Source organism: Microbacterium californiense, from assembly GCF_047246625.1.
Taxonomy (GTDB): Bacteria; Actinomycetota; Actinomycetes; order Actinomycetales; family Microbacteriaceae; genus Microbacterium.
This window is the reverse complement of record NZ_JBFOKQ010000001.1, coordinates 922292-943734: the sequence shown is the minus strand read 5'-3', so window position 1 is coordinate 943734 and position 21443 is coordinate 922292. Positions and strand designations below refer to the sequence as shown.

Sequence of the window (21443 nt, the reverse complement as noted above, 5' to 3'; positions counted from 1 at the left end):
CGTAAGGTACCCACATGTCGGTGAGTTATGCGGGAATCCGCGCGAGCATGCCCCAGGTCTTCGAGGAGGGCTGCAGCACGCGCGTCGTGCTGGACCACATCATGAGCAAGTGGGGCGTGCTGGTGCTGTCGTGCCTGTCCGACGGCACGCTGCGCTGGGGGCAGCTCCGCCGGGAAGTCGACGGCATCAGCGAGAAGATGCTCGCCTCGACGCTGCGCACCCTCGCCGACGACGGCCTGGTGCACCGGGAGTCCTATCCGACCGTCCCGCCCCACGTCGAGTACAGCCTGACGCCGCTCGGACGCGACCTGATGGAGCGGATGCTGCCGCTGATGCAGTGGGTCGCCCAGCACTCCGACACGATGCTCCGTCGGTCGTGAAACTGCGGATTCCGTCGTGACCACCCCGGGCAGACGGCGGAATCCATCACTCGGAGAAAACGATTGACGCGATAACCGCGTGGGTCGTATGTTCTGAGCATGGCAGCGACGACGCCCATCCACTTGGAACGACCCGACGGCAAGGGACTGGCGGCCGGAACGCTGGGGCTCTGGGGCTCCACAGTCATCGGCCTGGCTTCCACGGCGCCCGTGTACTCGCTCGTGGCGACGCTCGGCTTCGTGGTCCTGGCGGTCGGCGCCCAGGCGCCCATCGCGTTCATCATCGCCTTCGTGCCGATGCTGCTGATCGCGTTCGCCTACCGAGAGCTCAACAACGCCGTGCCCGATTGCGGCACGACGTTCACCTGGGGCACCAAGGCCTTCGGGCCGTGGGTGGGCTGGATGGGCGGCTGGGGCGTCGCGGTCGCGGGCATGGTCGTGCTGGCGAACCTCGCGCAGATCGCCTCGGTGTATTTCTGGTCGCTCATCGGGCAGGACCTCGAGAACAACGACTGGCGGGTCGTGGTGGTGGCCGTGCTCTTCATCGCGGCGATGACCTGGGTGAGCTGGCGCGGCGTCGAGATCGGCGAGCGCATCCAGAACATCCTCCTCGGCATCCAGTACCTGGCCCTCGCCATCTTCGTCGTGACCGCCCTCTGGCAGTTCTTCGCGGGCACCGCTCCGGATGCCACGCCGTTCGACTGGGAGTGGTTGAACCCGTTCGCCTTCACCGACTGGTCGGGCTTCACCGAAGCGATCCTCCTCGCCCTCTTCATCTACTGGGGCTGGGACACCTGCCTCGCGCTCAACGAGGAGACGAAGGACCCGAAGCGCATCCCCGGCCGGGCCGCGCTGCTGACCACCGTCATCCTCCTGGTGACCTACGTCGCCGTGACGATCGCGGCCATGATGTACGCGGGTCTCGGCGAGGCGGGCACGGGTCTCGGCAACGAGGCGAACGCCGACGACTTCTTCCTCGCGATCAAGGACGGACTCCTCGGCCCCTTCGGCTGGGTGCTCGTGGTCTCGGTGATCATCTCGGCGGTCTCGTCCACGCAGACGACGATCCTGCCTACGGCTCGCGGAACGCTCGCGATGGGCGTCTACCGGGCACTGCCCGCGAAGTTCAAGGAGGTGCACCCGCGCTACAAGACCCCGTCGTTCTCGACGATCGTCATGGGGGTGGTCGCCTCCCTGTACTACGTCGGGATGACGCTGATCAGCGACAACATCCTGCAGGACTCGATCCTGTCTCTCGGGCTCGCGATCGCGTTCTACTACGCCATCACCGGCTTCGCCTGCGTGTGGTTCTTCCGCGCCGACATCTTCCGTTCGGCGCGGGACTTCTTCTTCAAGGGCCTGTTCCCGCTGCTCGGCGGCGTGCTGCTGACGGGCGCGTTCGTGCAGTCGGCGATCGACATGTGGGACGTCGACTACGGCTACACGGTGCTCTTCGGCATCGGCGGGACGTTCGTGATCGGCATCGGCTCGCTCGCCTTCGGCCTGGTGCTGATGTTCCTCTGGTACCTCTTCCCGCGGTCGAAGCGGTTCTTCCGCGGCGAGAGCCTCAACCGCGAGACGCAGGTCATGGTGCCCGACGAGCCGAGTGTCACGATCCGCTCGATCGACGGCGGCATCTGAGCGCCACGGCTCGACGGGGCCGGTCCCGCGGGGTGGCGGCGCGGGTGTCCTAGGCTTGCTGACGTGCGCATCCGGCTCGACATCGCCTACGACGGGACCCATTTCCGCGGGTGGGCGCGTCAGCCCACGCTGCGCACGGTGCAGGGCACGCTCGAGGCGGCGCTGGGGCGGATCGTGGGGTCTGACGTGCGGTTCGTCGTCGCGGGACGCACGGATGCCGGAGTCCACGCCTCGGGTCAGGTCGCGCACGTCGATCTGGACGAGGAGCAATGGGCGCGCATCGAGTCGCGTCGCGGACGGGCGGTCGCGGATCCCGCCGCGTCGATCGCTGGCCGGATGCGCGGAGTGCTGGGTTCCTACGCCGACGTGACCGTGCACCGCAGCTGCCGGGCGCCCGAGGGTTTCGACGCCCGGTTCTCGGCCGTGTGGCGGCGCTACCGCTACCGTCTCGCCGACGACCGATCCGGCTACGACCCGCTGCGGCGCTTCGACACCACCGGCATCCGCGGCGATCTCGACGCCGAGGCGATGGATGCCGCCGCCCGCACCCTCATCGGGCTCCACGACTTCGCGGCCTACTGCAAGCCGCGGGAGGAGGCCACCACCATCCGCACGCTGCTCGACTACCGGTGGCGGCGCGACGACGACGGGGTGCTGGTGGCCGAGGTCAAGGCCGACGCGTTCTGTCACAGCATGGTGCGGGCCCTGGTCGGCGCGTGCGCCGCCGTGGGGGAGGGGCGCCTCGACGTCGACGATCTGGTCGTGCTGCGCGACGCCCTGACCCGCACGAGCGAGTTCAAGGTCCTCGCCGCGCGGGGGCTGACCCTCACCGAGGTGGGCTACCCGGCCGACGACCTCCTCGGGTCGCGCGCCGACCAGACCCGCGCGCGCCGCGATCAGGAGGGCGACGCGGCATGACGGCGTCCTCCGTCGCGATCGATCGAGACGGAGCCCGTGCACAGCCACGGCGGGTAGCGTGGACGAGACCATGAAGGTGATCTCCTACAACCTGCAGAAGCACCGTGCCGCGGGCGAGCTCGAGGCTCTCGTCGCCGAGCACGACCCCGACATCCTGTGCCTGCAGGAGTGCGACGTGCAGCACCTCCCCGACCGGATCGACGGGCTGGCGCTCGCCGACGCGACGCAGGGCAACCGGCTCGGGCTGGCGCTCTACTACCGGTCGAGCACGTTCCGACCGCGCGAGATCCGGGCGATCGAGCTCAAGAAGTCCCTCCACGACCGGATCGCGAAGCCCGCGCACGAGCGGATGCTGGGGGTGCGCCTGGCCGACATCGACGCGGGCCGGGACATCATCGTCGCGTCGTTCCACGCGGCGCCGCTCACCGCGCTGAACTCGCTTCGCCGCCACCAGATCAAGGCCGCGCTCACGGCGCTGGCCTCTCTGGGCGACGGGCTTCCGCAGCTGATGGTGGGGGACTACAACTACCCGGTGTTCAAGGAGAACCTCGGCCAGGCGGTGCGCGACCACGGGTACGCGCTCACGCTGAGCGACGACCACACCTACACCCGCTACCGGGTGTTCCGCGGGCACTACGACTTCGCGACGTCGATCGGGTTCGCGGTCGACCGCATCACGACGCTCCCGCAGCGCGCGAGCGACCACCGGCCGATCCTCATCACCGCGCAGCCGCACTGACGGGTTTGGGGAACCGCGCCGAGTGGCGTATGCTGTCTCTTTGGTGCCCGCCTCCTCGCGGAGTCCGGTGCATCATCCGAACGTGAGCCCTCCACTGGCGTGTTCCTCCCTGTAGGGAAGAACCACCCCGGAGTGGGATTCACGAACTTCTCCGTTCGACACAAGAAAGCAGCACTATCGTGACGCGCACTTACACCCCGAAGGCCGGCGAGGTCCAGCGTGACTGGGTCGTCATCGACGCCACCGACGTCGTCCTCGGCCGTCTCGCCTCGCACGCGGCAACGCTCCTGCGCGGCAAGCACAAGCCGACCTTCGCCAACCACATCGACTCCGGTGACTTCGTCATCATCGTGAACGCCGACAAGGTCGCGCTCACGGGTCAGAAGCTCCAGAAGAAGCTGGCCTACCGTCACTCGGGCTACCCGGGCGGCCTCAAGTCGGTCACCTACGCCGAGCTCCTCGAGAAGAACCCGGTCCGCGCTGTGGAGAAGGCCATCCGCGGCATGCTCCCCAAGAACAGCCTGGGCCGCCAGCAGCTGTCGAAGCTGAAGGTGTACGTCGGTGCCGAGCACCCGCACGCCGCGCAGCAGCCCCAGCCGTACACCCTCGACCAGGTCGCCCAGTAAGCGCCGTACAGACTTAAGGACATACTCGTGGCTGACATCCAGGACACCACCGAAACCCCCCAGAGCTTCTCGACCTCGACCCCCGAGTCCGAGGCCGTCGAGGCGGCTCCCCGCCCCGTGCTCAGCGTCCCCGGCGCCGCAGTCGGTCGTCGCAAGCAGGCCATCGCCCGCGTGCGTCTGATCCCCGGCTCGGGCACGATCACGGTCAACGGCCGCACGATCGAAGACTACTTCCCGAACAAGCTGCACCAGCAGCTGATCAACGACCCGTTCACGGTCCTCAACCTCGCCGGCGGCTATGACGTCATCGCGCGCATCTCCGGCGGCGGCCCCTCGGGCCAGGCCGGCGCGCTGCGTCTCGGCATCGCCCGTGCCCTCAACGGCATCGACGAGGAGAACAACCGTCCGACCCTGAAGAAGGCCGGCTTCCTCTCGCGCGACGCCCGCGTCAAGGAGCGCAAGAAGGCCGGTCTCAAGAAGGCCCGCAAGGCGCCTCAGTACTCGAAGCGTTAAGGTCCACTGCTCCGATGCCGATCTTTGGCACGGACGGCGTGCGAGGACTCGCCAATGGCATCCTCACCGCCGACCTGGCGCTCACCCTGGCCCAGGCGACTGCTGTCGTCCTGGGCCAGGGCCGTACTGCGGAGGCTCGCAAGGCCGAAGGCAAGCGACTCACCGCAGTGGTCGCCCGGGACCCCCGCGTCTCGGGTCACTTCCTGACCGCCGCCGTCGCGGCCGGCCTCGCCTCCTCCGGAGTGGACGTGCTCGAGGCGGGCGTCATCCCGACTCCCGCGCTCGCGTTCCTCGTCGCCGATCGTGACGCCGACTTCGGGGTGATGATCTCCGCGTCGCACAACGCGGCGCCCGACAACGGGATCAAGATCTTCGCCCGCGGCGGGGTCAAGCTGCCCGACATCGTCGAGCAGCGGATCGAGGCCGCGATGGACGGCGACAAGCTGCGTCCCACGGGTGCGGGAGTCGGTCGCATCGACCGGTTCTCGGATGCCGAGGACCGCTACGTCGTGCACCTGCTCGGCTCGCTGCCCCATCGCCTCGGGGGCATCCATGTGGTCCTCGACTGCGCGCACGGCGCGGCGTCCGGCGTCTCGCCGGAGACCTTCCGCGACGCCGGGGCCGAGGTGACCGTGATCGGCGCCGAGCCCGACGGCCTCAACATCAACGACGGCGTCGGCTCGACTCACCTCGAGAACCTGGCGGAGGCCGTGGTGCGTCTCGGCGCCGATGTCGGCATCGCGCACGACGGCGACGCCGACCGCTGCCTTGCGGTCGACGCGCAGGGCAACGTGATCGACGGCGACCAGATCATGGCGATCCTCGCGGTGGCGATGAAGGAGCGCGGTCACCTGACCGACGACACCCTCGTCGCGACCGTGATGAGCAACCTCGGACTGCACATGGCCATGCGCGAGCACGGGATCACCGTCCGGCAGACGGCCGTGGGCGACCGCTACGTGCTGGAGGACATGAACGCGGGCGGCTACGCGCTCGGCGGCGAGCAGTCCGGTCACGTGATCATGAGCGAGTACGCCACAACCGGCGACGGCCTGCTCACGGGCCTCCACCTCGTGGCCGAGATGGCGCGTCAGGGCAAGACCCTCGCCGAGCTCGCCTCGGTCATGACGGTCTACCCGCAGGTGCTCATCAACGTCCGCGACGTCGACAAGGACCGCGTCGCCGAGGACGAGGCCGTCCAGGCCGCCGTGCGCGAGCTCGAGGATGAACTGGGCGACACCGGCCGTGTGCTGCTGCGCAAGTCCGGCACCGAGCCGCTCGTCCGGGTGATGGTCGAGGCGGCCGACGGCGACTCCGCACAGGCCTACGCCGACCGGCTGGCCGGCGTCGTGCGCGAGCGTCTGGCCCTCTCCGACGCCTGAGGCTCGGACTTCTCGTCCCGCCCCTCACCGGTGCCCCCGATGCGCTGGTGAGGGCGCGCGACGGGAACCTGCCGTCGCCCTCCCGGTCCGCCGCGACTCAGGACGGTTCGCGCCCGAGCTGCTCGATGTAGCGCAGGAGCACGCCTTCGCGCAGCGCCCAGGGCGAGACCTCGAGCTCGTCCACCCGCAGTGCCGTCATCGCGGCGTGCAGCGAGACCGCCGCCGCGACGATCTGGAAGGTGCGGTCGGGGGTGATGCCCGGCAGCTCCTGACGAGCGGATGCCGGGATCCGCGCGAGCCGCGGGATCCAGGATCCCAGGGCGGCGCGGGGGAGCAGCATCCGCTCCGATCCCGACCACCCGGGCGCGGGATACCCGACCAGACGCGCGAGCGACCGGATGGCCTTCGACGACCCGACGACGTGATCGGGGCGCGGCAGCGGCGCGAAGCGCGGCAGGACCGCGTCGAGCGTGCGCGTCGCATGGGCGCGGAGCCGCTCGACGTCGTCCTCTCCGGGCGGGTCGTGCGGCAGGAACTGCACCGTCATGCGCCCCGCGCCGAGGGGGACGGATGCCGCGGCATCCGGCAGCTCCTCCCCGCCGGCGGCGATCTCGAGAGAGCCTCCGCCGATGTCGAGCAGCAGGATCTGACCGGCCGACCACCCGAACCACCGGCGCACCGCGAGGAAGGTCAGCTCGGCCTCGGTCTCGCCGTCCAGCACCTGCAGCGGCTGGCCGAGCGCCGCTTCGATGCGCGCGATGACGTCGGCGCCGTTCGCGGCATCGCGCACGGCGCTGGTCGCGGTCGCGAGGAGCGCGTCGACGCGTTCGGCCTCGGCGACCCGCCGCGCCTGGACGACGGCGGTCTCGAGCGCGCGCACGCCGTCCTCGGAGATCGCGCCGTCGGGTGTGAGGTACCGCATCAGCCGCAGGACCGAGCGATCGCTCGTCGTCGCGAGCGGGCGCCCTCCCGGGCGCACGTCCGCCGCCAGCATGTGGACGGTGTTGGAACCGATGTCGAGGACTCCCAGGCGCACGGCAAGAGACTACTCCCGCCCCGATACGATGAGTGCGTGACCACCGTCGACCCCACCGAGCCCCTGTCGCCGTATCGCGAGATCGGTCGAGCGGACTGGGCGAAGCTGGCTGCGGACCTCGATCAGCCGCTCACGGAGACCGAGGTGGTCGAGATCCGCGGCATCGGCGATCGGCTCAGCCTGACCGAGGTGCGCGAGGTCTACCTGCCCCTGAGCCGTCTGCTCAGCCTGTACGCCACGTCCACCAAGCGGCTGGGCGCGGCGACGAGCTCCTTCCTGCAGGAGGAGGACACCACGACGCCGTTCGTCGTCGGCGTCGCCGGTTCGGTGGCCGTGGGCAAGTCCACGATCGCCCGGCTGCTGCGCGAGCTGATGAGCCGCTGGCCCGGGACCCCCCGCGTGGAGCTGGTGACCACCGACGGGTTCCTGTATCCGAACGCCGAGCTCGAGCGGCGCGGGCTGATGGAGCGCAAGGGGTTCCCCGAGTCGTACGACCGTCGGTCCCTGATCGAGTTCCTGACGGAGGTCAAGAGCGGCGCCCCCGAGGTGCGGGCGCCCTTCTACTCGCACATGCGATACGACATCGTGCCCGACGCGCACGTCGTCGTGCGGCGTCCCGATGTCGTGATCGTCGAGGGGCTGAACGTGCTCCAGCCGCCGGCGGCGCCCAACGACGTGGCCGTCAGCGACCTCTTCGACTTCTCGATCTACGTGGACGCCGACAGTGCGCACATCGAGAACTGGTACGTCGAGCGCTTCCTCGCGCTGCGCCAGGGGGCGTTCAGCAACCCCTCCTCGTACTTCAACGTGTTCGCGCACCTCACGGACGACGAGGCGATCACGACCGCTCTCGGCTACTGGAACGACATCAACATGCCGAACCTGGTCGAGAACGTGATGCCCACTCGGCACCGCGCCCGCCTGGTGCTGCGCAAGGGCGCCGATCACAGCGTCGAGAGCGTGCTCCTGCGCAAGCTCTGACCGCAGGCGTCCTCCGCGCGTATGTTCGGACGGCTTGCAAAAAGTCCGGCTTACCCTTGTCCCTATGTGTGGAATCGTCGGATACGTGGGCCCGCGCCCCAGCCAGGACATCCTTCTCTCCGGTCTCGCCCGTCTCGAGTACCGCGGCTATGACTCCGCCGGCGTCGCCGTGATCGACGGCGAGGGCACCCTGGGCATGCGCAAGAAGGCAGGCAAGCTCAGCGCGCTGCGCGAGTCGCTCGCCGACGCGCCGCTCCCGGAGGGCACGACCGGCATCGGTCACACCCGGTGGGCCACCCACGGCGGCCCCACCGACGTCAACGCGCACCCGCACCTCGCAGACGACGACAAGCTCGCGCTCATCCACAACGGCATCATCGAGAACTTCGCCGCACTCCGCGACGAGCTCCTCGCCGACGGCGTCGCCTTCCGCAGCGAGACCGACACCGAGGTGGCGGCCGCCCTGCTCGGCCGGGAGTACGCCGGCAACGGCGGAGACCTCGAGCTGGCCTTCCGCGCGGTCGTGAACCGCCTCGAAGGCGCCTTCACTCTCCTGGCGGTGCATCGGGACCACCCGGACCTCGTGGTCGGCGCACGCCGCAACTCCCCGCTCGTGATCGGTCTCGGCGAGGGCGAGAACTTCCTCGGCTCGGACGTCGCCGCATTCGTCGAGCACACGCGCAAGGCGCTGGCCATCGGGCAGGACCAGATCGTGTCGATCACGCCGGACGCCGTGACGGTCGTCGACTTCGCCGGCACCCCCGTGACGCCGGAGCCCTTCGACGTCTCCTGGGACGCCGCGGCGGCCGAAAAGGGCGGCTGGGCGAGCTTCATGGCCAAGGAGGTCTCCGAGCAGCCCGAGGCCGTGGCCAACACGATCCGCGGACGCATCGCCGACGGACAGGTCGTGATCCCGGAGCTCGACGGCCTCGACGAGCTGTTCCTCGGCATCACCCGGGTCATCATCACGGCGTGCGGCACGGCATCCTATGCCGCGCTCGTCGGCAAATACGCGATCGAGCAGTGGGCCCGCGTCGCCGTCGACGTCGAGCTGGCGCACGAGTTCCGCTACCGCGACCCGGTGATCGGCGCCGACACCCTGGTGATCTCCATCAGCCAGTCCGGCGAGACGATGGACACCCTGATGGCCGTCAAGTACGCCCGCGAGCGCGGGGCCCGCACGCTGTCGGTCTGCAACACGCAGGGCGCGACCATCCCGCGCGAGTCGGATGCCGTCGTCTACACGCACGCCGGTCCGGAGGTCGCCGTGGCGTCGACCAAGGCGTTCTCGGCCCAGATCACGGCGCTGCTGCTGCTGGGCCTGCACATGGGGCGCGTGCGCGGCACGGTCGCCGACGCCTCGACCGACGTCACCGAGCTCGCGGAGCTGCCCGAGAAGATCGCCCAGGTGCTCGCCGAGGAGAACGAGCACGTCACCCAGCTCGCGGGCTGGATGGCCGACACCCGCTCGGTGCTGTTCCTCGGCCGCCACGTCGGGTACCCGATCGCGCTCGAGGGCGCGCTCAAGCTCAAGGAGATCTCCTACATCCACGCCGAGGGCTTCGCGGCCGGCGAGCTGAAGCACGGCCCGATCGCGCTGATCGAGCCCGGCCAGCCGGTGTTCGTCCTCGTGCCGTCGCCGCGCCACTCGGCGCTGGTGCACTCCAAGGTCGTCTCGAACATCCAGGAGATCCGCGCCCGCGGCGCCCGGGTCATCGTGATCGCCGAAGAGGGCGACGCCGCCGTGCTCCCGTTCGCCGACGAGGTCATCCGCATCCCGCTCGCGGGCCCGATGTTCGAGCCGCTGCTCGCCGTGGTGCCGCTGCAGGTGTTCGCGATGGCGCTGGCCACCGCCAAGGGCCTCGACGTCGACCAGCCGCGCAACCTCGCCAAGTCCGTCACCGTCGAGTGACGTCGGCCTCGCGGCGCGCGGGTCGATGCGCGCGCCGCGAGTAGGCTGAACGGGTGATCATCGGGACCGGCATCGACCTCGTGGACGTCCCCCGGTTCGAGCGGACCCTCGAGCGCACCCCTCGCCTGCTGGAGCGCCTCTTCGCTCCGGCCGAGCGCGGCCTGCGGCTGCCGTCGCTCGCCGCGCGCTACGCCGCGAAGGAAGCGCTCATCAAGGCGCTGGGCGGATCGGACGGCGTGCACTGGACCGAGATCGAGATCGCCTCGGAGGCGTCCGGCAAGCCCTACTTCGTGCTCTCCGGCTCGACGGCCGACGTCGTCGTCGAGCGGGGCATCCGCACGGTCCATCTCACACTCACTCACGACGCGGGTCTGGCGGCCGCGTTCGTCGTCGCCGAAGGAGAGCCGCTGTGACCGCGCCGTTCCGCGAAGCCACCATCGACATCGACGCCATCGCCGACAACGTCCGTCACTTCCGCCGCCTCACCGGGGCCGAGGTCATCGCGGTCGTGAAGGCCGACGCCTACGGGCACGGCGCCGCCGCCTCCGCGGTGGCCGCGCTCGCGGGAGGCGCCGCGCGACTGGGCGTCGCGGAGATCCCCGAGGCGCTGGAGCTGCGGCGCCAGGGCGTCCACGCGCCGATCGTGGCCTGGCTGCATGCCCCGGGGGAGCGGTTCGACGCGGCGGCCGCGCAGAGCATCGAGGTCGGCATCTCCTCGGTGGATCAGCTCGAGGCCGCCTCCGCCGTCGCGAGTGTGGACCGTCCCCTGGCCGTGCACCTGAAGTTCGAGACGGGCCTGTCGCGCAACGGCATCGCGCCGGCGGACTGGGGACGCGTGCTCGCCGAGGCCGCTCGCCTGGAGCGAATCGGCCGCGTGCGGGTCGTGGGCCTGTTCAGTCATCTGTCGAACACGTCCGAGGCCGACGACCGGGCGGCGCTGGCGAAGTTCGAGGAGGCGGTCGCCGCGGCGGCATCCTTCGGCATCCGCCCGGAGATCCGTCACCTCGCGGCCACGGCGGCGGCGATCGATCTGCCCGAGACCCGATTGGACGCCGTGCGCGTCGGCGTCGGCCTGTACGGGCTGTCGCCGTTCGACGACCGCACCTCGGCGCAGCTCGGGCTGCGTCCTGCCATGACGCTCCGCGGTGCGGTCGCCGCCGTCCGCCGCGTGCCCGCGGGCGCCGGGGTCTCGTACGGCTACGACCATCGGACGACCCGCGACACCACGCTCGTGCTCGTGCCGCTCGGGTATGCGGACGGCGTGCCGCGGCACGCCTCCGGCCGCCTCCCGGTCTCGATCGGCGGGCGCAGGTACACGAACGTCGGCCGGGTCGCGATGGATCAGTTCGTCGTCGACGTGGGCGATGCGGACGTCTCGGTGGGCGACGAGGTGGTCCTGTTCGGCGACCCCACGCTCGGCGTGCCGTCGGCGGCGGACTGGGCGGATGCCGCGGGCACGATCAACTACGAGATCGTCACGCGCATCGGCCCCCGCGTGCCCCGGAGGACGGTATGAGCGTCGACCCGGCCTTCCTCGGCCGTCGGGAGATCCCGACCGCCGGTGAGATGGAGCGCCTCGGGTTCCTGCTCGGAGAGCAGCTCGAGGCGGGCGACCTGCTGATCCTCACGGGACCGCTCGGAGCGGGCAAGACGACCTTCACCCGCGGCCTCGCCGAGGGACTGGGGGTCCGTGGACCCGTGCAGAGCCCGACCTTCGTGATCGCCCGCACCCATCCGTCGCTCGTCGGCCGCGCGCCCCTGGTGCACGTCGACGCGTATCGCCTGGGCTCGGCGGCCGAGCTGGACGACCTCGATCTGGATCTCGAGCGCGCGGTCGTGGTGATCGAGTGGGGTCGGGGCATGGCCGAGGAGCTGGCCGACACCTGGTGGGACGTCGAGCTGGAGAGGCCGGTCGGCGGCGCCGGCGACGACCTGGACGCGTCGGAGCTCGACGCGGACGCGCCGCGCATCGTCACCATCCGGCGGCTCGAGCGCAGCGAGGTCTGAACGCACCTCGTCGACGCGCGGCGCCGAACTCCCGGGGCTCCCCGGGCCCCGTGACGACTACCCTGGAAGGGTGATCCTCGCCGTCGACACCTCTCTCGGAAGCGCTGTCGCGCTCATCGATCCCGACGGCGCGCCCCGCGCCGCGGCCGCCACCGCCGACGCGCTGGGCCATGCCGAGGTGATCGGCGACCTGCTCGTCACGGCTCTGCAGGAGTCGGGCGCCTCCGACGTCTCGCACGTGGTCGCCGGCATGGGGCCGGGACCCTTCACCGGACTGCGGATCGGCATCGCCGCGGCCCGCACCTTCGCGCTCGGCCGCGGCATCCCGGTCGTGCCGGTCCCGAGCCACTACGCCGCCGCCCTCACCGTCATCGAGAGCGAGGGCGTCGCCGGCCCGTTCGCGATCGTCACCGACGCCCGGCGCCGCGAGGTGGCCGTCACCCTCTTCGACGGAACGGATGCCGACGGCATCCCGCGCCTGCTCGCCGACACGGTCCTCGTGCCCCGCGCGGATGCCGGGGCGCATCTCGACGGTATCCGCGCGGTCGAGACCGCCGAGCTGTCGGCCGTGGATCTCGCGCGGGTCGGGGCGCGCGCGCTCGCCGCGGGACGCACGCTCGGCGATGACGAACCGCTCTACCTGCGCCACCCCGACGTGACGCTCCCCGGCGCTCCCAAGCGGGTGGGATCATGAGCCTCCGCCCGGCAACGCCCGCCGATCTCGACGCGATCATGGCGATCGAGCATCGGTCCTTCCCGACCGACGCCTGGAGCGCCGAGGCGATGGCCGCGGAGCTCGCGAGCCCGCACGGGAGCTACCTCGTGGACGAGATCGACGGCGTCGTGGTCGGATACGGGGGCGTGCGGGCGCTTCAGGGCGGTGCGGATGCCGACATCCAGACCATCGCGCTCGACGCCGATCACCGGGGTTCAGGGCGGGGACGCGCGCTGCTCCGGGCGCTGCTCTCCGCCACGGCCGCACGGGGGGCGCGCGAGGTGTTCCTCGAGGTCCGCGCCGACAACCCGGTGGCGGAGCGGCTGTACGCGTCGGAGGGATTCGAGGAGATCGGCCGCCGCCCCCGCTACTACCAGCCGGACGACGTCGACGCGATCGTCATGCGCCTCGACCTGCGCCGGCGCCCGATAGAGACCGCCGCGACGGCGGGAGAGGCGACAGCATGAGCGAGCCCCTGGTCCTCGGCATCGAGACGAGCTGCGACGAGACCGGCATCGGCATCGTCCGCGGTCGCACGCTGCTGTCGAACACCATCGCCTCGAGCATGGACGAGCATGCCCGCTACGGCGGGGTCGTGCCCGAGGTCGCCGCTCGCGCGCACCTGGAGGCGCTGCAGCCGTCCATCGACGCGGCCCTCGCGGAGGCGGGCGTGGAGCTGGCCGATCTCGACGCGGTCGCGGTGACGAGCGGACCGGGACTCGCCGGGGCGCTCATGGTCGGCGTGGGCGCGGCGAAGGGCCTCGCGGTGTCGCTCGGCACGCCGTTGTACGCCGTCAACCACCTCGTCGGCCACATCGCCGCCGACATCCTCACCCCCGACTCGGACCCGCTCGAGTACCCGACCATCGCGCTCCTGGTGTCGGGCGGGCACACCTCTCTGCTGCACGTGCGCGACCTGACCACCGACGTCGAGCTGCTCGGCGAGACCATGGACGACGCGGCGGGCGAGGCGTTCGACAAGGTGGCCCGGCTGCTGTCGCTGCCCTACCCCGGCGGGCCGGAGATCGACCGTGCCGCGCTCGACGGCGATCCGCACGCGATCCGCTTCCCGCGGGGGCTGTCCCGAGCATCCGACATGGCCGCGCACCGGTACGACTTCTCATTTTCGGGCCTCAAGACCGCCGTCGCCCGCTGGGTCGAGCGCTGTGAGGCCGAGGGCCTCGACGTACCCGTCGCCGATGTCGCGGCGAGCTTCCGCGAGGCCGTGGTCGACGTGCTGGTGACCAAGGCGCTCGCCGCCTGCGCCGACCTCGGCGTGCCCCGCCTGCTGCTGGGCGGGGGGGTGATCGCCAACCGACGGCTGCGCGACGTCGCCCTCGAGCGGGCGGCGGCGGCCGGCGTGACCGTGCGCATCCCGCCGCTCTCGCTGTGCACCGACAACGGGGCCATGATCGCGGCGCTCGCCGCCGAGCTCATCTCCTCGGGGCGCGCCCCCTCATCCCTGGAGTTCGGTGCGGACTCGACGCTGCCGGTCACCGAGATCCAGATGGCGGAGGCGGTCCGGGCATGAGCGAGCCGCAGGGCCGCGGAGCGGCGGACCGGACGGACGCCGGCGCGGCATCCCTCTCGGATCGCGCTGCGGGCTTGCCCCCCACGCGGATCGAGCGACCGAGTGGCGAAGTCGAGAATCCCGCCGGCGCGGCCCGTCTGCCCGGAGCGCGACGAGACGGGTACACGAAGATGCCGACGGGTCCGGTCGGCATCGAGCCGATCGTCGCGCGCGGCCCGGAGCTCGACGCGCCGCCGTCGCGAGCGGAGTGGGAGCCGTCTGCCGGTGGAACTCCCGGCGACGACGCCCGCCTCGCGCCGTGGGCGCTGCTGGCGGCGATCGCGGCCCTGTGCGCGTCGTTCTTCGTCGGCTGGGGCATCCCGCTCGCGGTCGTGGCGGTGATCGCGGCGGTGATGTCGCTGCGTCGGCCGGTCGAGAGCCGCATGATGGCGCGATGGGCGCTCGTCCTGGGGCTCTGCGCCATGGTGTACAGCCTCGGCTGGCTCGTCTGGGCGGGGATGCAGTTCGAGAGCTGGGGATGATCCCATGGCCGACGCCGATGAAGTCGTCGAACTCCGGGCTCTGCAGCGCAAGGCGTACGGTCGCGACGGGCGACTGACGCCGCACGACGCGGCCCGTCTGGAACACCTCCTCGCCCACCGGCCGCACGTCGACCCTGCGACGCCGCCCGCCGTGGGCGTCCCCCCGGAGGACCCGTCGGCCTCCGTCGGCCCCTCCGATCCCCTGGGGGCGGCGTTCGAGCCCGGGGCGGAGGCGTCCCCCGCGCCGACGACCCGCCGACCCCTCGGAGGCGCATGGCGGCAGTGGGCGGGGGCGGCGGCCGGAGCGCTCCTGGTGGGCCTCGGCGCGGGATGGCTGCTGTTCCACCCGGTCGGGAGCCCCGCGGTGCCGCTGACGTCGGAGCAGCAGCGGTGGCAGGACGCGTTCGCCGCGGAAGAGGGCTACGACCGCGGATCGGTCCGCGCGATCACCGTCGTGGACGATGTCGTCGTATGGATCGGCACGAAGCAGCAGGGGGACTGGACCTGCCTGGTGCTCGGCGACGGCACGACCACCTCCCCGGCGTGCAACCCGACCGAGTCGGTGCGCACGAGCGGACTCTACGCCTCGCTCACCTCCTACGTCTCGGAGGGGACGATGCGCCAGGTCTCCGCGAATCTGCACCTCGCCGCCGACGGCGCGCCGGCGGTCGTGACGAACACCGCGCAGTACTCGCCGACCACCACGACCGGCTGGGCGAGCGCCCGGGAGGAGCGCATCGCGGCCAACCTCGTGCGGCTCGGCTTCGATCCCTTCAGCGTGTGGATCGCGGGATACGACGACGGCGTCCCGGTGTGGATCGGCGTGCGGTCGGCCGCCGGGCAGACATGCCTCGTCTACGACGGCTCCGGCGATGCGCCCGAGATGGCGTGCGACCAGTTCGAGGCGGAGAACACCGGCCGCCCGGGCATCACGCTCGTGCATGTCGACCCCGAGACCGGGCTCAGTTCCACGCTGGTGTATACCCTGGGGCCGGGGGCGCAATACCTGACGATCACGCGGGAGCAGGGATTCGTGGGAGAACGGGATGACTGACGTCGAGGAGCTGCGGGCGCTGCAGCGCAAGGCCTACGGTCCGGAGGGCGGACTCACCGGGGCGGAGGCGTCGCGGCTCGACGTGCTGCAGGAACGCGTCCGCCTCTCGAGCGCCGGGAGCGCGGTCGCCGCGGAGCCGCGAGACCCGGTGGCCGGAACGGACGGTCCGCCCGTCGAGGACCGGGGCCGCACGCAGGTCGTGCCCGTCCGCTCGGCGGACATCGCTTCCCCCGTCCCGTCCCGGTCCGGCTCCGACCCCTCCGACCCCGCCCCGGACGCCGACGGCGCAGCGGCCGGGTCCTCCGGCAGTGCGGGGTGGCGCAGCCGGCCCTTGCGAGAGCAGTGGCGGCTCGCGCTCGGCGCGGCCGCGGTGCTGCTCGCGGTGGGCGTCGGCGCGGGATGGATGCTGTTCGCCCCGCACTCCGGAGGCATCCCCCTGACCGCCGAGCAGGAGGAACGGGGCCGGGACTTCGCGGACGCCGGGGACTTCGATCCCGGAACGCTGCGCGCCGTCGGACGCGATGAGGACGCGGTCGCGTGGTACGGGACCAAGAAGGACGGCGAGCTCGCGTGTCTGCTGCTGGACGTCGGCGGCGTCAGCGACACCGAGTGCGTGACGGCGGCGGACGTGCAGCCCTTCGCGCTCTCCACGTCCGTCATGGCGCCCGTGGGGACGACGGACGACGGCGGCGAACCCACGAGCGTGAGCGCCTATGTCGCCCTGTCGACCGACGGGCAGCCCATGGTCGGCATCCACCGATGGACCGCCGCCAGCACGGTGCTGTCCGGCTTCGCGGGCGACGAGCGCGACCGCGCGGAGGAGCTCGTCGCGGACGGGTACGTCGGCAATCTGTCGATCATCGGCTCGTTCGCAGACGGGCCCGTGTGGCTGGCCGAGCGCTTCACCGACGAGAGCGAGCCGGAGACCTGCCTGATCGTCGACGGAGCCGACAGAGCGACCCAGTGCGCGCCGAGCGAGACGGCGCGGCAGGACGGCATCTCCGTCGTGGCGGTGGACGGAGGTCGCGATCCGTCGCGCGCGACGGTGCTGACGCTGTCGTACACCCAGACCCAGGTGCCGTACCTCACCATCGCCGAGAACGTCGAGACGACGGCCATCCGCGTCGAGGGCGATCGGCTCGACGTCGGCGGCGAGCACGGCGACCCCATCGAGGTCCGTTCCGACGACCCTGACAACTGATCGCCCGCGGAGGGCTACGCGGCGGCGCTCACCCGGTCCGCCAGGACCGCCCTCCGCTGGTCGCCGACGCGCACCAGCAGCAGTGTGGCCTGCTGCGTGCCGCGCAGCGACAGTTTGCGGCGGAAGACCGCCGGATCGATGTCGACGCCGCGCTTCTTGATCTCGAGGCTCCCGATGTCATTCGCCGCCAGCACCGCGTTGATCGCCTTCGGGTTCGCAGCCACGGTCTCTCGCACGCGGAAGGACTGCACGAACGGGCTCGTCACCGCGGCATCCGACGTGAGGTAGGCGATGCGAGGGTCGAGCATGCCGGCGTCCAGGCTGCGGGCGACGTCGCCGATCAGCCGCGCGCGGATCACGGCGCCGTCCGGCTCGTGCAGGAATGCCCCCAGCTGCCGCACCGGGGCGTCTTCGGCATCGGCCTCCGCCGTGAGCTCGTGCGAGCGGTCGCCGCGGATCACGAGCGCCGCGCGTCGCACACCGGGACGCGCCAGCATCCCCGTCCAGAGCACCAGCTCGACCACGCTGCCGTCCGCACTCACCCACTGGGCCTCCGCGTCGGCGGGAAGCGCGTCGCGGTCGTGCGCCGGACCGAGTTTGATGCCGGTGGGCACCCGCGAGGCGAGGGCGAACGCCCAGTCGAGCGAGGGGGAATAGTCGTCAGCGGAGACGCGACGCGTCTCGCTGTGGCCCGCGGTGCGACGGGCGGGGTCCATCCACACCGCGTCGCAGCCGTCGAGATCCGCCTCCTCGGCGGGGCCGTGCTGCACGTGGGCGTCGTCGCCGAAGGGAGCGAGGTTGTAGGCGGCGATGGCGGCCGTGACCTCGTCGGCGTCGACGGCGCGCACGCCGAGCCCCGCGCCGGCGAACGCGAGGGCGTCGCCGCCGATGCCGCAGCCCAGGTCGGCGACGCGGGTGACGCCGGACTGCCGCAGACGCTGCGCGTGCCGAGCGCCCACGCCCAGGCGGGTGGCCTGCTCGAGTCCCGCGCGGGTGAACAGCATCCGCCCGGCGAACGGGCCGAACTTCGCCGCGGCTCGGGAGCGCAGATGCGCCTGTCCCACCACCGCCGAGACGAGGTCGGGGGAGTGGCCGGCGCTCCGCAGCCGGGACACCGCCCGCGCGACCTCGGCGGTCGACTCGATCGGGCCGAGCCCGTCGAGGAGGGCCAGACCCTCGGGGGTCAGCAGGGCGCGCAGCTCGGACATCTCCACCCGATCAGCCTACGGCGGCGGTCGATTGGCACTCGCATTGCATGAGTGCCAGCCGAGCGCCTAGACTGGCGTTAGCACTCTCGGGTTGAGAGTGCGAACAAGTCTTTCGTGTCAGCGTCAAGAAAGAAGAGGTAGACCGTGTCGGTTTCCATCAAGCCGCTCGAGGACCGCATCGTCATCAAGCAGGTCGAGGCCGAGCAGACCACCGCGAGTGGCCTGGTCATCCCCGACACCGCCAAGGAGAAGCCCCAGGAGGGCGAGGTCGTGGCGGTCGGCCCCGGTCGCATCGATGACAACGGCAACCGCGTTCCGCTCGACGTCGCCGTGGGCGACCGCGTGCTCTACAGCAAGTACGGCGGCACCGAGGTGAAGTTCGGTGCGGACGAGTTCCTCGTGCTCTCCGCTCGCGACGTCCTGGCGGTCGTCGTCCGCTGAGACCGCGTCTCTCGGGAGGGCCCGGATGCTTCGGCATCCGGGCCCTCTCTGCATCCGGCCAGATCCCGTCGGAATCCTGCCGAAGTCGAACGCGGGGACTGCGGCCGCGGGGGCGCGCCTCGCCCCGGGCATAGGGTTGTGCGGTGAGTTCCGCGTCGCGCATTCCCTCCCGGCAGGCATCGGGCGTCGCGTTCGCCGGCGGAGCCTACGTCCTCTGGGGGTTCCTGCCCCTGTACTTCCTGCTGCTCGCCCCGACCGGTCCGTGGGAGGTCGTCGCATGGCGGGTGATCCTGTCCCTGGTCTTCTGCATGATCCTGCTCACGGTCCTGCGGGGGTGGGCGGCGCTGCGCGTGATCCTGCGTCAGCCGAGGCTGCTCGGCTGGACGGCCCTGGCGGGGCTGCTGATCTACGTCAACTGGCAGGTGTTCCTCATCGGCACGCTCACCGGGCACGTCGTCGAGACCAGCCTCGGCTACTTCATCAACCCGATCACGACCGTGCTCCTCGGTGTCTTCGTCCTCCGGGAGCGGATCCGCCGCCTGCAGTGGGCGGCCATCGCGATCGCCGCCGTCGCCGTCGTCGTGATCGTCGTCGCCTACGGCGACTTCCCCTGGATCGCCCTCTCGCTCACGCTCTCGTTCGGCGTCTACGGCCTCATCAAGAAGAAGATCGGACCGGCCGTCGATGCCGTGAGCGGGCTGACCCTCGAATCCTTCTGGCTGGTCCCCATCGCGGTGGTGCAGCTCGTCCTGGTGGCGCAGACGCCGGAGGGGATCACGATGGGCGCCCACGGCGCGGTCCATGCGGTCCTCCTCGCGTGCGCCGGCATCGCCACGGCCGTGCCTCTGCTGCTGTTCGCGGCCGGGACGCGACGCATCGACCTCACCGTGATCGGGATGATCCAGTTCATCACCCCCGTGATGCAGTTCGTCATCGGCGTCGTCTTCCTCCGCGAGCCGATGCCGGCCGAGCGCTGGGCGGGTTTCGTGATCATCTGGATCGCCATCCTGGTCTTCGTGATCGACCTCGTGCTCGCGGGCCGACGCGGCCGCCGGACGCCCCGCCCCGAGATGGCCTGAATCCCGCGCGTCTCCGGGTGTGTCGGATCGTTAACGCACCGAAACACTTGCGACGCCTGCGCGAGGACTTCACGCCCTAGTGTTAGAGCACCCGACTGTGGTCCCGTCCACTTTCAGTTACGCAAGGGAGCATTATGAAAGCACTGAAGGGCTCGCGCTCTGCGAAGGTCTTCGCCGGCATCGCGCTGCTCAGCGCGTCCGCCATCGTCGTCGCCGGCTGCACCAGCACGCCGTCCGAGGACTCGGACGGCGGCGGCGAGCAGCCCGCGGCCGACCTCACGCTCAAGCTCGGTTCGCTGCTGCCGCAGACCGGTTCGCTGGCGTTCCTCGGCCCGCCCATGGAGTCGGGTTCCGGCCTCGCGGTCCAGGAGATCAACGAGGCGGATGCCGGCATCACCATCGATCTGACCGCTGAGGACGAGGGCGACACCGACACCAAGGCGTACGAGACGTCGATCACGAAGCTGCAGGGTGCCGGTGTGTCCGCCATCGTCGGCGCCGCGGCCTCCGGAGTCTCGAAGCTGATCCTCGACGGAAACGTCAGCTCCGGCATCCTCCAGATCTCGGCGTCGAACACCTCGCCGGACTTCACCGACTGGGACGACGACGGCCTGTACTTCCGCACCGCGCCGAGCGACCTGCTCCAGGGCGAGGTGCTCGGCAACCTGATCGCCGAGGACGGCGCGAAGACGCTGGGCATCATCTACCAGAACGACGCCTACGGCACGGGCCTGAACGCCGCCATCACGGAGACGTTCGAGGGCACCGGCGGCGAGGTCGTCGAGTCGGTCTCGTTCAACGTGGGTGACGCGCAGTTCGACGCCCAGGTCGAGTCGATCAAGGCTCAGAACCCGGACGCCGTGGCGATCGTCTCGTTCGACCAGTTCCTGACGATCGGCCCGCTGCTGGTGAACGCCGGCATCTCGGCCGACAAGTTCTACATGGTCGACGGCAACCTGTCGGACTACGGCGACGAGATCCCGGTCTCGCTCGAGGGCGCGCAGGGCACCAAGGCCGGCCCGGCGCTCGAGGACGACTTCACCGAGCGTCTCCAGACGTACTGGACCGGTGAGGGCAACCCCGAGGTCAACGACTTCACGTACGCGGCAGAGGCTTACGACGCCGTCGTGCTGGTCGCTCTCGCTTCGCTCGCCGCCGGCTCGACCGAGGGTGCGGCGATCGCCGAGAAGATGCAGGAGGTCTCGGGCGGTTCCGGCGACGGCGAGAAGTGCACGAGCTTCGCCGAGTGCGCCGAGATCATCAACGGCGGCGGCACGGCCGACTACGACGGCTACTCCGGCGACGTCACGTTCGACGAGAACGGCGACCCGCAGGGTGCCACGATCGGCATCTACAAGTACACCGCCGAGAACGTCATCGAGCGCACCAACTGAGATCGCGTGATCTGATCACCTGATCCACCGCGAAGGCCCCGGATGCTGCATCCGGGGCCTTCGTCGTGTGCGAGCAGCCGCGGGCACGGCAGCTGCGGGCTCGAGGGGCATGGAGAAGGGGGCGGGATGCCGATGCATCCCGCCCCCTCGGTCCGTTCGTGCAG

23 protein-coding genes are annotated in these 21443 nt (G+C 71.0%); 21 read left to right on the top strand and 2 right to left on the bottom strand.

Translation table 11 applies throughout. The annotated features are described in order from the left end of the window. The first annotated feature begins 14 nt into the window (after positions 1-14). The 7 genes from AB3M82_RS04505 (at position 15) to glmM (ending at position 6199) form a co-directional block, all read left to right on the top strand. Positions 15-380 (top strand): winged helix-turn-helix transcriptional regulator, encoded by a 366-nt coding sequence (locus AB3M82_RS04505; RefSeq protein ID WP_412955835.1) that lies wholly within the window; start codon positions 15-17, stop codon positions 378-380. Positions 381-479: 99 nt separating this feature from the next. Next, positions 480-2021 (top strand): APC family permease, encoded by a 1542-nt coding sequence (locus AB3M82_RS04500; RefSeq protein WP_412955833.1) that lies wholly within the window; start codon positions 480-482, stop codon positions 2019-2021. A 63-nt stretch (positions 2022-2084) separates the two neighbouring features. Continuing rightward, a complete protein-coding gene (gene truA, locus AB3M82_RS04495) occupies positions 2085-2939 on the top strand; it encodes a tRNA pseudouridine(38-40) synthase TruA (RefSeq protein WP_412955832.1) in 855 nt (284 codons plus the stop codon). A gap of 70 nt (positions 2940-3009) precedes the next feature. Continuing rightward, positions 3010-3678 (top strand): endonuclease/exonuclease/phosphatase family protein, encoded by a 669-nt coding sequence (locus AB3M82_RS04490; protein WP_412958008.1) that lies wholly within the window; start codon positions 3010-3012, stop codon positions 3676-3678. Positions 3679-3857: 179 nt separating this feature from the next. Then, complete coding sequence (rplM, locus tag AB3M82_RS04485; RefSeq protein ID WP_067121576.1) at positions 3858-4304, top strand: 50S ribosomal protein L13; 447 nt, start codon at positions 3858-3860, stop codon at positions 4302-4304. Positions 4305-4331: 27 nt separating this feature from the next. After that, positions 4332-4817, top strand: coding sequence for a 30S ribosomal protein S9 (rpsI, locus tag AB3M82_RS04480; RefSeq protein ID WP_412955830.1), 486 nt, complete (start codon positions 4332-4334; stop codon positions 4815-4817). Between the two features lie 14 nt (positions 4818-4831). After that, on the top strand, positions 4832-6199 hold the full coding sequence (glmM, locus tag AB3M82_RS04475) for a phosphoglucosamine mutase (protein WP_412955828.1): 1368 nt from the start codon (positions 4832-4834) through the stop codon (positions 6197-6199). 97 nt (positions 6200-6296) lie between these two features. On the opposite strand, the gene AB3M82_RS04470 is transcribed toward glmM, so the two are convergent. Next, positions 6297-7235 carry a Ppx/GppA phosphatase family protein gene (locus AB3M82_RS04470; protein ID WP_412955826.1) on the bottom strand — a complete coding sequence of 313 codons (939 nt, stop codon included), beginning with the start codon at positions 7233-7235 and terminating at the stop codon, positions 6297-6299. A gap of 36 nt (positions 7236-7271) precedes the next feature. On the opposite strand from AB3M82_RS04470, the gene coaA reads away from it, so the two are divergent. The 11 genes from coaA to AB3M82_RS04415 all read left to right on the top strand — a co-directional run bounded on the left by coaA (position 7272) and on the right by AB3M82_RS04415 (position 17157). Continuing rightward, the gene (gene coaA, locus AB3M82_RS04465) at positions 7272-8216 is read left to right on the top strand and encodes a type I pantothenate kinase (protein WP_412955824.1); all 945 of its coding nucleotides are present in this window, start codon (positions 7272-7274) and stop codon (positions 8214-8216) included. A gap of 64 nt (positions 8217-8280) precedes the next feature. Continuing rightward, complete coding sequence (gene glmS / locus AB3M82_RS04460) at positions 8281-10128, top strand: glutamine--fructose-6-phosphate transaminase (isomerizing) (protein WP_412955822.1); 1848 nt, start codon at positions 8281-8283, stop codon at positions 10126-10128. Between the two features lie 53 nt (positions 10129-10181). Next, positions 10182-10541, top strand: a complete 360-nt coding sequence (locus AB3M82_RS04455; RefSeq protein ID WP_412955821.1) for a holo-ACP synthase — start codon at positions 10182-10184, stop codon at positions 10539-10541. Continuing rightward, complete coding sequence (gene alr / locus AB3M82_RS04450; protein WP_412955820.1) at positions 10538-11644, top strand: alanine racemase; 1107 nt, start codon at positions 10538-10540, stop codon at positions 11642-11644. The genes AB3M82_RS04455 and alr overlap by 4 nt, the downstream gene beginning before the upstream one ends. After that, on the top strand, positions 11641-12135 hold the full coding sequence (gene tsaE / locus AB3M82_RS04445; protein ID WP_412955818.1) for a tRNA (adenosine(37)-N6)-threonylcarbamoyltransferase complex ATPase subunit type 1 TsaE: 495 nt from the start codon (positions 11641-11643) through the stop codon (positions 12133-12135). Before alr ends, tsaE begins: the two co-directional genes overlap by 4 nt. A 70-nt stretch (positions 12136-12205) precedes the next feature. Then, the gene (tsaB, locus tag AB3M82_RS04440) at positions 12206-12829 is read left to right on the top strand and encodes a tRNA (adenosine(37)-N6)-threonylcarbamoyltransferase complex dimerization subunit type 1 TsaB (RefSeq protein ID WP_412955816.1); all 624 of its coding nucleotides are present in this window, start codon (positions 12206-12208) and stop codon (positions 12827-12829) included. Then, complete coding sequence (gene rimI, locus AB3M82_RS04435; RefSeq protein WP_412955814.1) at positions 12826-13317, top strand: ribosomal protein S18-alanine N-acetyltransferase; 492 nt, start codon at positions 12826-12828, stop codon at positions 13315-13317. The genes tsaB and rimI overlap by 4 nt, the downstream gene beginning before the upstream one ends. After that, entirely contained in the window at positions 13314-14381 is a 1068-nt protein-coding gene (gene tsaD, locus AB3M82_RS04430; protein ID WP_412955813.1) for a tRNA (adenosine(37)-N6)-threonylcarbamoyltransferase complex transferase subunit TsaD, read from the top strand. Before rimI ends, tsaD begins: the two co-directional genes overlap by 4 nt. Next, positions 14378-14902: a hypothetical protein gene (locus AB3M82_RS04425; RefSeq protein ID WP_412955811.1), complete on the top strand. Its 525-nt coding sequence runs from the start codon at positions 14378-14380 to the stop codon at positions 14900-14902. The genes tsaD and AB3M82_RS04425 overlap by 4 nt, the downstream gene beginning before the upstream one ends. 4 nt (positions 14903-14906) lie before the next feature. Beyond that, a complete protein-coding gene (locus tag AB3M82_RS04420) occupies positions 14907-15956 on the top strand; it encodes a hypothetical protein (RefSeq protein WP_412955810.1) in 1050 nt (349 codons plus the stop codon). Continuing rightward, positions 15949-17157 carry a hypothetical protein gene (locus tag AB3M82_RS04415; protein ID WP_412955809.1) on the top strand — a complete coding sequence of 403 codons (1209 nt, stop codon included), beginning with the start codon at positions 15949-15951 and terminating at the stop codon, positions 17155-17157. Before AB3M82_RS04420 ends, AB3M82_RS04415 begins: the two co-directional genes overlap by 8 nt. Positions 17158-17171: 14 nt before the next feature. Here AB3M82_RS04415 and AB3M82_RS04410 read toward each other — a convergent pair whose 3' ends face one another. Then, the gene (locus AB3M82_RS04410) at positions 17172-18371 is read right to left on the bottom strand and encodes a THUMP-like domain-containing protein (protein WP_412955807.1); all 1200 of its coding nucleotides are present in this window, start codon (positions 18369-18371) and stop codon (positions 17172-17174) included. Between the two features lie 138 nt (positions 18372-18509). On the opposite strand from AB3M82_RS04410, the gene groES reads away from it, so the two are divergent. From groES to AB3M82_RS04395, 3 genes are all read left to right on the top strand, one after another. Beyond that, on the top strand, positions 18510-18806 hold the full coding sequence (gene groES / locus AB3M82_RS04405; RefSeq protein ID WP_017203655.1) for a co-chaperone GroES: 297 nt from the start codon (positions 18510-18512) through the stop codon (positions 18804-18806). A 143-nt stretch (positions 18807-18949) separates the two neighbouring features. Then, on the top strand, positions 18950-19885 hold the full coding sequence (gene rarD, locus AB3M82_RS04400) for an EamA family transporter RarD (RefSeq protein ID WP_412955805.1): 936 nt from the start codon (positions 18950-18952) through the stop codon (positions 19883-19885). A gap of 134 nt (positions 19886-20019) precedes the next feature. Continuing rightward, positions 20020-21279: an ABC transporter substrate-binding protein gene (locus tag AB3M82_RS04395; RefSeq protein WP_412955804.1), complete on the top strand. Its 1260-nt coding sequence runs from the start codon at positions 20020-20022 to the stop codon at positions 21277-21279. Positions 21280-21443: the final 164 nt, after the last annotated feature.

Excerpts from the sequence above, each read along its gene's own strand:
- tsaD (WP_412955813.1), top strand. The coding sequence starts at position 13,314 with ATGAGCGAGCCCCTGGTCCTCGGCATCGAGACGAGCTGCGACGAGACC.
- AB3M82_RS04425 (WP_412955811.1), top strand. The coding sequence starts at position 14,378 with ATGAGCGAGCCGCAGGGCCGCGGAGCGGCGGACCGGACGGACGCCGGC.
- glmS (WP_412955822.1), top strand. The coding sequence starts at position 8,281 with ATGTGTGGAATCGTCGGATACGTGGGCCCGCGCCCCAGCCAGGACATC.
- AB3M82_RS04505 (WP_412955835.1), top strand. The coding sequence starts at position 15 with ATGTCGGTGAGTTATGCGGGAATCCGCGCGAGCATGCCCCAGGTCTTC.
- AB3M82_RS04395 (WP_412955804.1), top strand. The coding sequence starts at position 20,020 with ATGAAAGCACTGAAGGGCTCGCGCTCTGCGAAGGTCTTCGCCGGCATC.
- AB3M82_RS04490 (WP_412958008.1), top strand. The coding sequence starts at position 3,010 with ATGAAGGTGATCTCCTACAACCTGCAGAAGCACCGTGCCGCGGGCGAG.
- AB3M82_RS04420 (WP_412955810.1), top strand. The coding sequence starts at position 14,907 with ATGGCCGACGCCGATGAAGTCGTCGAACTCCGGGCTCTGCAGCGCAAG.
- glmM (WP_412955828.1), top strand. The coding sequence starts at position 4,832 with ATGCCGATCTTTGGCACGGACGGCGTGCGAGGACTCGCCAATGGCATC.
- rimI (WP_412955814.1), top strand. The coding sequence starts at position 12,826 with ATGAGCCTCCGCCCGGCAACGCCCGCCGATCTCGACGCGATCATGGCG.
- AB3M82_RS04415 (WP_412955809.1), top strand. The coding sequence starts at position 15,949 with ATGACTGACGTCGAGGAGCTGCGGGCGCTGCAGCGCAAGGCCTACGGT.
- tsaE (WP_412955818.1), top strand. The coding sequence starts at position 11,641 with ATGAGCGTCGACCCGGCCTTCCTCGGCCGTCGGGAGATCCCGACCGCC.
- AB3M82_RS04500 (WP_412955833.1), top strand. The coding sequence starts at position 480 with ATGGCAGCGACGACGCCCATCCACTTGGAACGACCCGACGGCAAGGGA.